This window comes from Actinoallomurus sp. CA-150999 (assembly GCF_050942425.1).
In the GTDB taxonomy this organism is placed as follows: Bacteria; Actinomycetota; Actinomycetes; order Streptosporangiales; family Streptosporangiaceae; genus Actinoallomurus.
On record NZ_CP192063.1, the window covers coordinates 6,383,870 to 6,395,608 of the forward strand.

Genomic DNA, 11,739 nt, shown 5'->3' on the forward strand with positions numbered 1-11,739 from the left:
CGCTTGTTACCGCTGTGCTACAAGCCGCTCACGTACGGCCTGACCTGGTGGGAGACGTCACCTCCTGGGTGCCGAGCCACTCGAGGATGCCTTCGACGGTGTCGCGGCACCCGCCGCAGCCGGTGGTGGCGCGGGTCTCGGCGGCGACGTCGGCGACGTCGCGCCCGCCCGCCTCCCAGCAGGCGCGGATCCGGCCCTTGCTGACGTTGTTGCACGCGCAGATCGTCGCCGCGTCCGGCATGCGCACGGGCGTCTCGGCGGGCGTGACCGGGTTCAGCCCGTGGAAGAGCAGCCCCAGGCGGTCGGACGGCACGGGCGCCGCGCGGTCGTACAGCTGGGTCAGCAGCCCCGCCGTGGTCGTCTCGCCGATCAGGATCGCGCCGATGAGGCGGTCATCCCTGATGACGACCTTCTTGTACGTGCCGCGCGTCGGGTCGGCGAAGCGGACGACCTCCGCCTCATCGTCGCCGAGCGCGGTCTCGCCCATGGCGGCCAGCTCGATCCCGGCCGCCTTGAGCCGGGTGACCTGCCGCGAGCCCTCGTACCGGGCGTCGCCGCCGGTGAGCAGGTCGGCGAGGATCCTGGCCTGCTCCCACGCGGGCGCGACCAGCCCGTACACCGTGCCCTGGTGCTGCGCGCACTCCCCGATCGCGTGGACGTCGGGGTCGTCGACCGAGCGGAGCCGGTCGTCGACGACCACGCCACGGTCCACGGTGAGGCCCGCCGCCCGCGCGAGCCCGGTCTCGGGGCGGATGCCGCAGGCCAGCACCACCAGGTCGGCGGGCAGCACCGTGCCGTCGTCCAGCTCGACCCCGGTGACGCGCCCGTCCTCGGCCCGCGCCCCGGTCAGCCGCGCCCCGACGAGCGTACGGACCCCGAGGTCCCCGATCGTGCGCTGCAACACGCCGCCGGCCTCGGCGTCCAGCTGCCGCTCCATCAGGTGCCCGGCGAGGTGGACGACGGTGACCCGCAGTCCGCGTCCGGCCAGCCCGCGGGCCGCCTCGAGGCCGAGCAGCCCGCCGCCGACGACGACCGCGGACTCGGCGTCGTCCGCGAGGCCCATGATGTCCCGGCAGTCGTCGAGCGTGCGGAAGGCGACGACGCCGCCGGCGTCCAGCCCGGGCAGCGGCGGCACGACCGGGGCGCTGCCGGTGGCGAGCACGAGCGTGTCGTACGGCGTGACGGTCCCGTCGGCCGAGGTCACCGTTTTGGACTGCCGGTCGATCGCGACGACCTCCTCCCCGAGCCGGGCGTCGACGTCGTTCGCGGCGTACCACCCCGGATCGGTCAGGCCGATGTCGCCGGGCGCGGCGATGCCGGCCAGGACGTTCGACAGCAGTACGCGGTTGTACGGCTGGGCGGCCTCGGCCCCGAACACGGTGATCCGCGGTTCCCGGTCGCGGGCCCGCAGCTCGGAGACGAGCCGGGAGCCCGCCATCCCGTTGCCGACGACCACGATTCTCTTCTTCACGGTTTCTCCAGTCGGACGGCGCAGACTTTGAACTCCGGCATCCGGGACGTCGGATCGAGTGCCGGGTTGGTGAGCAGGTTGGCGCGTGCGGGACCGGCCCAGTGGAAGGGCATGAACACCGTGTCGCGCCGGATCGCCCTGCTGAACCGCGCCTTGGCGGCGGCGGCTCCGCGCCGGCTGGTGACGCGGATCTCGGCCCCCTCCTCGATGCCGAGACGCTCGGCCAGGTCGGGATGGATCTCCACGTACGCTTCGGGGACCGCGTCCACCAGCGCGCGTATCCGCCGGGTCTGCGCGCCGCTCTGGTAGTGCGCGAGCACCCGGCCGGTCGTGAGGTAGACGGGATAGTCGACGCTGATGTCCTCGGCGGGGCCGCGGTGTTCGACGGGGATGCACCGGGCGCGCCCGTCCGGTGTGGCGAACCGGTCGAGGAAGACGCGCGGCGTCCCCGGGTGGCCCTCGCCCGGGCAGGGCCAGAAGACCCCGGTCTCGGCGACGATGCGCTCGTAGGTGATGCCGGAGTAGTCGGCGAGCCCGCCGGCGCTGGCCGCGCGCAGTTCGTCGAACACCTCGGCCGGTTCGACGCTGAACCGGCCGGGCGCTTTGAGGCGCTCGGCGAGCGCGGCCAGGATGTCCAGGTCGCCGCGGACCTGCGGTGGCCTCGGCACGGCCGCGCGGCGCAGGAGCACGCGGCCCTCCAGGTTGGTGATCGTGCCGGTCTCCTCGGCCCACTGCGCCGTCGGCAGCACGACGTCGGCCCGCGCGGCGGTCTCGGACGGCACGAAGTCGGCCACGACGAGGAGGTCGAGTGCCGCGAGGCGTTCCTCGATCCGGCTCGCGTCCGGGGCCGACACGACAGGGTTGGAGCCGAACAGCAGCAGGGCGCGCGGACCGCCGGGCGTGCCCAGGGCGCTCAGGAGTTCGGTGGCCGACAGGCCGGGCCCCGGCAGGTCGTCCGGGTCGATCCCCCAGACCCGGGCGACGTGCTCACGTGCCGCCGGGTCGTCGATCTTCCGGTAGCCCGGCAGCTGATCCGCCTTCTGCCCGTGTTCCCGGCCGCCCTGGCCGTTGCCCTGCCCGGTCAGGCAGCCGAACCCGGACCCGGGACGCCCCGGCAGGCCGAGCGCCAGCGCCAGGTTGATGAAGGCGGTGACCGTGTCGGTGCCGGTGGCATGCTGTTCGGCGCCGCGCGCGGTGAGGATGAGCGCGTTCGCGGCGTCGCCGAGCAGGCGCACGGCCTCGCGCATCTTCGGCACCGGCACGCCGGTGATGCGCTCGACGCGGTCCGGCCAGTACCCGTTGATCACGGTGCGGACCGTCTCGAACCCCGTGGTGCGCTCGTCGAGGTACGCCTTGTCGAGCAGTCCCTCGGTGATCGCCAGGTGCAGCAGCCCGTTGGCCAGGGCCAGGTCGGTGCCCGGCGTGACCTGCAGGTGCAGGTCGGCGCGGCGAGCCGTCGAAGTCTCCCTCGGATCGATGACGATCAGCTTCCCGCCGCGCTCGCGCTGGGCGGTCAGGTGCCGGACGAACGGCGGCATCGTCTCGGCGACGTTGCCGCCGGCCAGCAGGATCGTGTCCGCGGCGGCGATGTCGGTGATCGGCACAGGCAATCCGCGGTCCATGCCGAACGCGCGGTTCTGCGCGGCGGCGGCCGAGGACATGCAGAAGCGGCCGTTGTAGTCGATGTTCGGCGTGCGCAGCGCCACCCGGGCGAACTTGCCGAGCTGGTAGGCCTTCTCGTTGGTCAGCCCGCCGCCGCCGAAGACCGCCACGGCCTCGTCCCCGTACGCGCACTGGATCCGGTGGATCTCGGCCGCGATCCGGTCCAGCGCGGCGTCCCAGGACACCGGCTCCAGAGGCGCGTCCCGGTGGGCCCGCATGAGCGGGACGGTCAGCCGGTCCGGGGTGGTGAGCAGCTCCCCCGCCGTCCACCCCTTCTGACAGAGCGAACCCCCGCCGCCACCGTTCGCCGGGATGTCGTCGCGCGGCGCGATCGTGCCGGGGCCGACGAGCATCCCGCACTGCAGCGCGCAGTACGGACAGTGGGTAGGTGTGGGCGACATGCCTCGATCGTGCGGTTGAGGCGTTTCGCGATGACGTCCCTCGTGTTACCGGCCCGCAACAAGCACTTCACCAGGGCCGCTGACCTGCGGTGCGATGAACGGAACCTCACAGCGCGGCCGGAATGGGGTGCAGGGAAGTTATCACTGCCGCATTACGCGACACACACCGAGGAAACGGCCGGCTCCTAGCTTCGGCGCAGCACCCCAGCCAGGAGGAAGCCGAATGACCACCATCGAAGAACGCCTTCCCGGCGCCGGCCCCGCCGGGCGCCGGTGGATCGCGGACTGGCAGCCGGAGGACCACGACTTCTGGAAGGAGGCCGGCGCCAAGGTCGCGCGGCGCAACCTCATCTTCTCGATCTTCTCCGAGCACATCGGGTTCTCCGTGTGGAGCCTATGGTCGGTGCTCGTACTGTTCCTCGGCCCCGCGTACCACATCGACCCCTCCGGGAAGTTCCTGCTGACGACGGTCCCCACGGCGCTGGGCGCCGCCCTGCGCCTGCCGTACACCTTCGCGGTCGCGAAGTTCGGCGGCCGTAACTGGACGATGTTCAGCGCCTCACTCCTCCTCGTCCCGGCGGTGGCGGCCGCGATCCTGGTCAAGCCGGGCGTGTCCTTCAGCACCCTGCTCATCCTCGCGGCGGTCGCCGGCGTCGGCGGCGGCAACTTCGCCTCGTCGATGGCCAACATCAACGCCTTCTACCCGCAGCGGCTCAAGGGCTGGGCACTCGGCATCAACGCCGGCGGCGGCAACATCGGCGTGGCCGTCGTCCAGCTGGTCGGGCTCGCCGTGCTCGCGACGGCGGGCAAGGACCACCCGCGCCTGGTGGCCGGGATCTACATCCCCTTCATCGTGCTGGCCGCGCTGGGCTCCGCGCTGTGGATGGACAACCTCGCCGGCATGCGCAACGACAAGCGCGCCATGCGGGACGTCGTCAAGGACCCGTACAGCTGGGTCATGTCGCTGCTGTACGTCGGGACGTTCGGATCGTTCATCGGGTTCGGCTTCGCCTTCGGCCAGGTGCTGCAGGTGCAGTTCAAGGCCGACTTCGACACGCCCATCAAGGCCGCGTACCTGACGTTCCTCGGGCCGCTGCTCGGCTCGCTGATCCGGCCCGTCGGCGGCTGGGCCGCGGACCGGCTCGGCGGCGCCAAGGTCACCTTCTGGAACTTCGTGGCGATGGCGATCGGCGCCTCGATCGTCCTGACCGCCTCAGTTCAGAAGTCGCTGCCGCTGTTCCTCACCGGGTTCGTGCTGCTGTTCATCTTCAGCGGCTTCGGCAACGGCTCGACGTACAAGATGATCCCCGCGATCTTCCGTGCCAAGGCCTCGACCGAGGACGAGGCCCGCCGCCTCTCCGGCGCCCTGATCGGGGTGGCCGGCGCGATCGGCGCCTTCGGCGGCGTCCTCGTGAATCTGGCCTTCCGCCAGTCGTTCCTGACCTACAAGACGGGCAACGGCGCCTACATCGCGTTCATCGCCTACTACGCCCTCTGCTTCGCCGTGACCTGGGCCGTCTTCCTCCGCCGGTCCCCTCGGCGGCTGACCGGCGTCTGAGCGCCTGGTGCGGCCCCCGGCGGGGGCCGCACCGTGTTCGCCCTCAGATGGTCGGCGGGAGGCCGAAGGCCGGGAACAGCGCCGGGCCGAACGTCGTGATCTCCCTGATCCGGCCGTCCTCGACCCGCAGGACGTCGAACTTGAACGCCCGGAACTCCGAGTCACCCGGCCGGCGCAGGTAGCTCGCGGCGGTCGGCATCCGGTTGGCCGATGTCGCGACGAGACGCCAGTCGCCCTCGCGGTCCTCCCCGAATGCCCGCTCGAGCAGCGGCGCGATCGCCGCCAGGCCCTCGTAGCAGAACGGGTGCGGCGGCATCGTGATACGCAGGTCCTCGGACGCGATCGCGATCGCGGCGGCGGCGTCGCACCGCTCGTGCGCGTCGATGAACCGCTCGAGCAAGGTGCGTTCCGTCCCGCTGAGCTCCCCCGCGGACCACTCGCTGCGTCGCGCCGGCAGCTGCCGCTGCATCGTGGCACGAGCCCGCTGCAGCGCGCTGTTGGCCGCGGCGACGCTCGTGTCCATCAGCTCCGCCGTCTCAGCCGCCGACCTGCCGAGCACGTCACGGGCGATGAACGTCGCGCGCTGTCGCGGTGGCAATGCCTGCAGCGCCGCGACGAACGCCAGCTCGATCGTCTCCCGCTCGACGACGACCGCGTCGGGCCCCTCAACGGCGGGCGCGGCCTCGTCGAGCAGACCGTCCGGATACGGCTGCAGCCACGGCACCTCGGCGAAGGAGGACACCGCCGTACGGCGTGATCCGCGCCGGAGCTGGTCGAGGCAGACGTTGGTCGCGATCCGGTAGAGCCAGGCGCGGAACAGCGTGCTGCCGTCGAAACCCTCCCGGCCCCGCCACGCCCGCAGGAACGTCTCCTGCACGGCGTCCTCCGCCTCGTCGAAGGACGCCAGCATCCGGTAACAGTGGACGTGCAGCTCCCGCCGGTGCCGCTCGGTCAGGGCGGCGAACGCCGGCTCTTCGCCCGCGACGGCCGCCGCGATCTCATCACTCGCACTCATCATCTCGGAGACCCCATCGCTCGTGCTCGTCATCATCTCGGAGGCGGTCATGCCGCGCCGCCGCGGCTCCGCACCTCCTGCAGCAACCAGCCGTTGCCGTCGGGGTCGCGGAAGGAGGCGAAGGAGCCGTAGTCGCGGCGCTCGGGGTCGTGGCCCGGGACCCGGCCCCCGGCGCCGAAGTGGAAGACCTCCTCGACCTCCAGGCCGCGCTCGGCGAACTCGGCACGCGCGGCGTCGATGTCGGCGACCACCAGGTGCAAACCCTGCAGAGACCCCGCCGCCTCCTCGTTCTTCATGAGCGCGATCGAGCACGCCGAGCCGGGCGGCGTGAGCTGCACGACCCGGAAGTCCTCCCCGGCGCTGAAGTCGACGTCCACCGTGAACCCCGCCTTCTCGGCGTAGAACGCCTTGGCTCGGTCGACGTCGGCGACGGGTACGACGATGAGCTCGAGTTTCATGTCCATGGCTGCGGCCCCTCGGATCGGGTCGGTCGGTCACCGACGTTCTGGACCATGTAACGACGGCCACCGCGAAAACTCATCGGTGCTGCGATGAGAAATCCGATCGCCTCCGGCGAGCCACGGCACGCCCCAGGGAATCACGGCCGCGTCGGCGGGTATCGATTGACTGCACACCGCCGCCTGTTCAGGGTCCGGGTAGGCCCGGCACTTGTACGCCGTCCGCATGACCGAGAACTTCCAGATGACATGCGCACACGTAAAGCGCTTTGTCGAATTGTGGTGAATTCCGTTTTTGGACCGTCTCAGCCACGCCGGGACGGTCCTGGTGGAGTCCTAATTCCTCCCCGGTCTGAAGGCCGGGGCGTCCTTCGGAGATTCAGGTGAAGGGGAGACGCGCTGCAGCGGAGGCGTGTTGGATGAGGCGGATGACCGATCACCGGCGGGGGCGGACGGATGGCTGAGGAGTCGATCAGTGAGCCGGCGACGGCCGGCGGTCGGCGTCGTGCCCACGGCCTCAGTCGATTGGGCCGATTGACCGGTCCGGTGGTGTTCCTCCGCCGGACCGGTGAGGATCGGGCGGCCGATCCGCTGATCGCCGCGCACAAGGCGCATTTCCCCAAGGCCGACGTACGGCGGTTGCGGTACGCCTACACGATGGCCGAGCGGTACCACCGCGGGCAGACCCGCAAGTCCGGTGCGCCGTACGTGACGCATCCGCTCGCGGTCGCGCTCATCCTGGCGGATCTGGGCATGGACACCACCACCCTGGCCGCCGCGTTGCTGCACGACACGGTCGAGGACACCGATCTGACGCTGGGCCAGGTTCACGCCGAGTTCGGCGAGGAGGTCGCGGTCCTGGTCGACGGCGTGACCAAGCTGGACGGCTCCAAGTGGGGCGACCGGGCGGAGGCGGAGACGTTCCGGAAGATCATCCTGGCGGCCGCCGACGACCTCCGTGTCCTGGTGATCAAACTCGCCGATCGGGTGCACAACCTGCGGACCCTGCGGTTCCATCCGAAGCCGGAGAAGCGCCGGCGGATCGCACGGGCGTCCCTGGAGTTGCTCGTGCCGTTCGCCGAACGGCTGGGCATCTATGTGTTCAAGCGCGAGATGGAGGACGTCGCCTTCTCGTGCCTGCACCCGGAGGGGTACAAGCGCACGCGTGACGCGGTCGCCGACAGTGCCACCGACCGCGCCGCCCGGCTCGACCCGCTGCTCGAACAACTGCGCGAGGCCCTCACCGCCGCGCGCCTGAAAGCGCGCGTGGTCTCCCGGGACCGGCACCTGTACTCCCTGCACCAGGACCGCCGCATGCCGCCGATCAGCCCGGCCGATCCGCCTCGGATGGGCGAGGCGGCCCGGGTCACCGTGCTCGTCGACGGCGACGCCGCCGACTGTTATGTCGCGCTCGGGGCGATCCATGGGCTGTGGCGTCCGATGCCGGGCCGGATGAAGGACTTCATCGCGCTGCCGAAGTACAACATGTACCAGTCGCTGCACACCTCGGTGGTCACCGCCGGCGGCGAGGTCCTGGAGTTGGCGGTCCGCACTCCGCGGATGCACCGGATCGCCGAGTACGGCATCATCAGCCAGATCCAGGACGCCGCCCAGGCGTCCGGCACCCACGCCCGCGAGGCCGCGCACCGGGCCGACCTGCAGTGGCTGCGGAACCTGCTCGCCTGGCAGGCGCACGCCCCCTCGGCGGAGTTCCTCGACAGTCTGCGGGTGGACCTGCGCAGCGCCGGGATCGTGACCTTCACCCAGGCCGGGGACGTCGTCACGCTCCCGGCCGGCGCGACCGCCATCGACTTCGCCTACGCGCTCGACACCGACACCGGTCACCGCGCCGTCGGCGCACTCACCAACGGGCGCCTGTCCCCGATGACGGCACCGCTCGAAGACGGTCAGGTGGTGGAGATCCTCACCGCGGGCGAGGCCGGGTCCGGCCCGCCCGAGGTATGGCTGGAATCCGCCCGCACCGGACATGCCCGCGTCCACATCGCCCAATGGCTCGCCGACCGGCACACCGAGACCACCGGGCTCGCCGGACGGCGGCTGGTCGCCGACGCTCTCGCCACACGCGGGGCGAACATCCTGGACCTGGAGGGCGACGGCACGATGCTGCAACTGGGCACTGAGCTGGGCTACCCGAACCTGGAGGCTCTGTATGCGGCCGTGGCCGTCGGCGTCGTCACCGTCGACAAGCTCACCGGCCGCCTGACGGTCCTGCAGGACCGCGAGGCCGAAGAAGCCGCCGCCCTGCGGGAGGACGACGCGGGCGAATGACCGCGCCCGTCACCGGCCCCGACCGGCTCGGCAGACCGCGCGTCGGCGGCTCGGCGATGTAGGTGCGCTCGCCCCTAGGGACGGGTCCCGAAGGAAGGGGGGCCGGTGAGTTCGGGCAGGATCCGGTACGCGTCGCGCACCCAGGCGCACAGCAGCGGCCTGCTGTCGCGCGGGTCGATCAGGTCCTGGACCCCGAACCGCTCGGCGGTGCGGAACGGCGAGGCGATCGCGGCGAGCGTCCGCCGGATCCGTTCGATCTCCGCCTCGGGGTCCTCGGCCTGTTCGAGTTGCGCGCGGAACGCCGCCTCGATCCCGCCCTGGAGTGGCAGCGAGCCCCAGTCGCCCGACGGCCAGGCCCAGCTCCGGCCCGCCCGGTGCCGGTTGACGATCCCCGCGCCGCCGACGCCGTACACCCGGCGCAGGATCAGCTCCGCCTGCGGCACTCGTGCCTGGTAGACGGCCGTGATGGCGCGGGCGCCGGCCCGGATCGTGCCGCGTTCCTCGGCGACCCGTCCGATCGTCATGCCGCCCTGGTCGGTGAGGCTGACGATCGGGAGGTGGAACGTCTCGCACAGGTCGACGAGGCGCGTGATCGCCTGAGCGCCCTCGACCGACATGGTGGCGCCCCGGTACGGGTCGGTGGCGAGGACTCCGACGGGATGGCCGTCGAGCCGGGCGAGCGCGGTGACGGTCGCGCCGCCGTACTCCGCGTAGCGGAACACCGATCCCTGGTCGAAGATCGCTTCCATGATCGGTCCGATCCGGTACGGCCGCCGGGCGTCACGCGGCACCGCGCTCAGCAGCGACTCCTCGCGGCGATCGGCCGGATCGCCGGAGGGGACCACCGGCGGCGGCTCGTGCACGCTGCCCGGCAGGTACCCCAGGAAGCCACGGATGACGGCGAAGGCGTCGTCCTCCGTGGCGACGAAACGCTCGATCGTGCCGTTGCGGCGGTGGACGGCCGCCCCGCCGAGCTCCTCCTTCGTGAGGTCCTCGCCGGTCCCGCCACGGACGACGGGCGGCCCCGCGGTGAACAGCTGTCCGATGCCCTCGACCATGACGGCCAGGTGGGACATGACCAGGCGTGCGGCGCCGAGCCCGACCGTCGGGCCCAGGCACGCCGCCACGACCGGAACGAGCGACAGGTTGCCGACCACGTCGTCCCACGCCGGATTGACCGGGAGGTAGCTGTAGCCCGCCTCCTGGGCCATCTTGACGCTGCCGCCGCCGCTCGCGCCGTCCAGCAGCCGGACGACCGGCAGGCGCATCCGCCCGGCGTACTCCTCGGCGTAGATCTGCTTGGCGTGGATCGCCGCGTCGCCGGAGCCGCCGCGCACGGTGAAGTCGTCCGCGCCGAGCATCACGGGACGCCCGTCGACGCGCGCGGTACCGGCGACGAAGTTCGCCGGCAGGACGGAGGTGAGCCGACCGTCGTCGGCGTGGTCGGCGAAGCCGGTCAGCGCCCCGATCTCCGCGAAGCTGCCCGGATCGACGAGCCGGTCGATGCGTTCCCGTACGGTGAGCCGGCCCGTTTCGTGCTGGCGCCGCACCTTCGCCGGCCCGCCCATGCGCCGCGCCAGCGACCGGCGATGGCGGATCTCTTCGACCTCGGGCGTCCAGTCCTCCGGCCCGGTAGGCGTCCCCTGATCGTCCGCTTCGCTCATCTGGGCCTCCCTCGGTCGGGCGATCGAGTGGCCGGGCATACCGACCAGACGGTATGTATACGCCACACCGGGCGGCACCGGCCACCGGCAGCCCGCACGATCACACGCCGAACAGGGCGTGCTCCACATGGTCGAGGGCCAGCCGTACCGCGCCGAGAGCCGGGGACTCGGCGCCCAGCGTGGACGTTTCCACGCGTACGGGGAAGAGACAGAGCTCGGCGAGTTCCTCGCGCAGCGGCCCGGCGAGGAGCTCTCCCGCGCCCGACAGGCCACCGCCGAGGACGACCAGCTCGGGGTCCATGGTGAGCACGGCGGCGCCGACGCCTTTGGCCAGGTCCTGCGCGAAGGCGCGGACGATGGCCGCGGCCTCGGCGTCGCCGTCGCGTACCGCCTCGAAGACGCGGTCGCTGCCGCCGTAGGCGAGGAAACGGTCGAGGGCGGTGTACCAGCCGAAGGCGCGCATGACGCCGATCTCGCCGGCCGCGCCGTTGCGTCCCTGGTGCACCTTGCCGCCGATGAGCAGCCCGGCGGCGAGGCTGCGCCCGGCGAGCAGGCACAGCACGTCGTCGACTCCGACCGCGGCGCCCATCCAGCGCTCGGCGAGCGCGGCCAGGTTGGTGTCGTTGCCGACGAGGACGGGACCGTCGGCGAGGCCCTCGAGCGCTGCGGCGAGGTCGACGCCCGCCCAGCCGGGGAGCCGGTCACTGATCAATATCCGGCCGTCCGACGGATCGACCACGCCGGTCGTGGCCACGCCCAGCGCGCGCACCTGCGCGGTTTCGACGCCGGACGCGCGGAGCGTCCTGCGTACGACGGCCCTGGCGGCGGTGATCCGGTCCGCGTTGCTCGTCTCCGGGCTGACGGTGGTGCGCCTGCGGTCGACGATGCGGCCCTTGAGGTCGGCGGTGACCGCGAGCACCTTGTGCGCGCCGAGATCGACGCCGATGACGTGGCCGGCCTCGGCGCGGAAGCGGTAGCGCTTGGCCGGACGGCCGACGGGGCGTGGGTCCTCCGCGCGGAGACCGACCTCTTCCACCAGGCCATCGAGTCCGGCGATCACGTCTTCGACGGTCGCCCGTGAGATCGAGGTGGTCTTCACCAGCTGCGTCAGCGTCAGCTCGTCGGCCCCGTGCAACGCGCGCAGCACGGCGGCCGCGTTGAGCCTGCGGAGCAGCGCGGGGTCTTGTCCGGTCAACGTCACGATCTGATGCTAGGGCATTG

At 71.9% G+C, this 11,739-nt stretch carries 9 protein-coding genes; 2 read left to right on the plus strand and 7 right to left on the minus strand.

The window, feature by feature from the left end; translation table 11 throughout:
- Window positions 1-28 precede the first annotated feature (28 nt).
- Window positions 29-1,471: an FAD-dependent oxidoreductase gene (locus ACQP2O_RS29585; protein ID WP_433170671.1), complete on the minus strand. Its 1,443-nt coding sequence runs from the start codon at window positions 1,469-1,471 to the stop codon at window positions 29-31.
- Window positions 1,468-3,534 (minus strand): molybdopterin oxidoreductase family protein, encoded by a 2,067-nt coding sequence (locus ACQP2O_RS29590; protein WP_433170673.1) that lies wholly within the window; start codon window positions 3,532-3,534, stop codon window positions 1,468-1,470. The genes ACQP2O_RS29585 and ACQP2O_RS29590 overlap by 4 nt, the downstream gene beginning before the upstream one ends.
- A 223-nt stretch (window positions 3,535-3,757) precedes the next feature.
- Here ACQP2O_RS29590 and ACQP2O_RS29595 point away from each other — a divergent pair, with 223 nt between their 5' ends.
- Window positions 3,758-5,092 (plus strand): nitrate/nitrite transporter, encoded by a 1,335-nt coding sequence (locus ACQP2O_RS29595; RefSeq protein WP_433170675.1) that lies wholly within the window; start codon window positions 3,758-3,760, stop codon window positions 5,090-5,092.
- Window positions 5,093-5,135: 43 nt separating this feature from the next.
- On the opposite strand, the gene ACQP2O_RS29600 is transcribed toward ACQP2O_RS29595, so the two are convergent.
- From ACQP2O_RS29600 to ACQP2O_RS29610, 3 genes are read right to left on the minus strand one after another with little or no spacing between them, the layout of a single operon-like run.
- On the minus strand, window positions 5,136-6,158 hold the full coding sequence (locus tag ACQP2O_RS29600) for an RNA polymerase subunit sigma-70 (protein ID WP_433170676.1): 1,023 nt from the start codon (window positions 6,156-6,158) through the stop codon (window positions 5,136-5,138).
- Window positions 6,155-6,571, minus strand: a complete 417-nt coding sequence (locus ACQP2O_RS29605; protein ID WP_433170678.1) for a VOC family protein — start codon at window positions 6,569-6,571, stop codon at window positions 6,155-6,157. The genes ACQP2O_RS29600 and ACQP2O_RS29605 overlap by 4 nt, the downstream gene beginning before the upstream one ends.
- A 30-nt stretch (window positions 6,572-6,601) precedes the next feature.
- Complete coding sequence (locus ACQP2O_RS29610) at window positions 6,602-6,793, minus strand: helix-turn-helix domain-containing protein (RefSeq protein WP_433170680.1); 192 nt, start codon at window positions 6,791-6,793, stop codon at window positions 6,602-6,604.
- Window positions 6,794-7,099: 306 nt separating this feature from the next.
- On the opposite strand from ACQP2O_RS29610, the gene ACQP2O_RS29615 reads away from it, so the two are divergent.
- Window positions 7,100-8,854 (plus strand): RelA/SpoT family protein, encoded by a 1,755-nt coding sequence (locus ACQP2O_RS29615; RefSeq protein ID WP_433170682.1) that lies wholly within the window; start codon window positions 7,100-7,102, stop codon window positions 8,852-8,854.
- Between the two features lie 74 nt (window positions 8,855-8,928).
- On the opposite strand, the gene ACQP2O_RS29620 is transcribed toward ACQP2O_RS29615, so the two are convergent.
- Both ACQP2O_RS29620 and ACQP2O_RS29625 read right to left on the minus strand, forming a co-directional pair.
- Window positions 8,929-10,518 (minus strand): acyl-CoA carboxylase subunit beta, encoded by a 1,590-nt coding sequence (locus ACQP2O_RS29620; RefSeq protein WP_433170684.1) that lies wholly within the window; start codon window positions 10,516-10,518, stop codon window positions 8,929-8,931.
- Window positions 10,519-10,618: 100 nt separating this feature from the next.
- Window positions 10,619-11,719 (minus strand): ROK family protein, encoded by a 1,101-nt coding sequence (locus tag ACQP2O_RS29625; RefSeq protein WP_433170686.1) that lies wholly within the window; start codon window positions 11,717-11,719, stop codon window positions 10,619-10,621.
- Window positions 11,720-11,739: the final 20 nt, after the last annotated feature.

What these genes read in the sequence shown, in the direction of transcription:
- ACQP2O_RS29590 (WP_433170673.1), bottom strand. Translation starts at nt 3,534, where the DNA reads ATGTCGCCCACACCTACCCACTGTCCGTACTGCGCGCTGCAGTGCGGG.
- ACQP2O_RS29595 (WP_433170675.1), top strand. Translation starts at nt 3,758, where the DNA reads ATGACCACCATCGAAGAACGCCTTCCCGGCGCCGGCCCCGCCGGGCGC.
- ACQP2O_RS29600 (WP_433170676.1), bottom strand. Translation starts at nt 6,158, where the DNA reads ATGACCGCCTCCGAGATGATGACGAGCACGAGCGATGGGGTCTCCGAG.
- ACQP2O_RS29605 (WP_433170678.1), bottom strand. Translation starts at nt 6,571, where the DNA reads ATGGACATGAAACTCGAGCTCATCGTCGTACCCGTCGCCGACGTCGAC.
- ACQP2O_RS29610 (WP_433170680.1), bottom strand. Translation starts at nt 6,793, where the DNA reads ATGCGGACGGCGTACAAGTGCCGGGCCTACCCGGACCCTGAACAGGCG.
- ACQP2O_RS29620 (WP_433170684.1), bottom strand. Translation starts at nt 10,518, where the DNA reads ATGAGCGAAGCGGACGATCAGGGGACGCCTACCGGGCCGGAGGACTGG.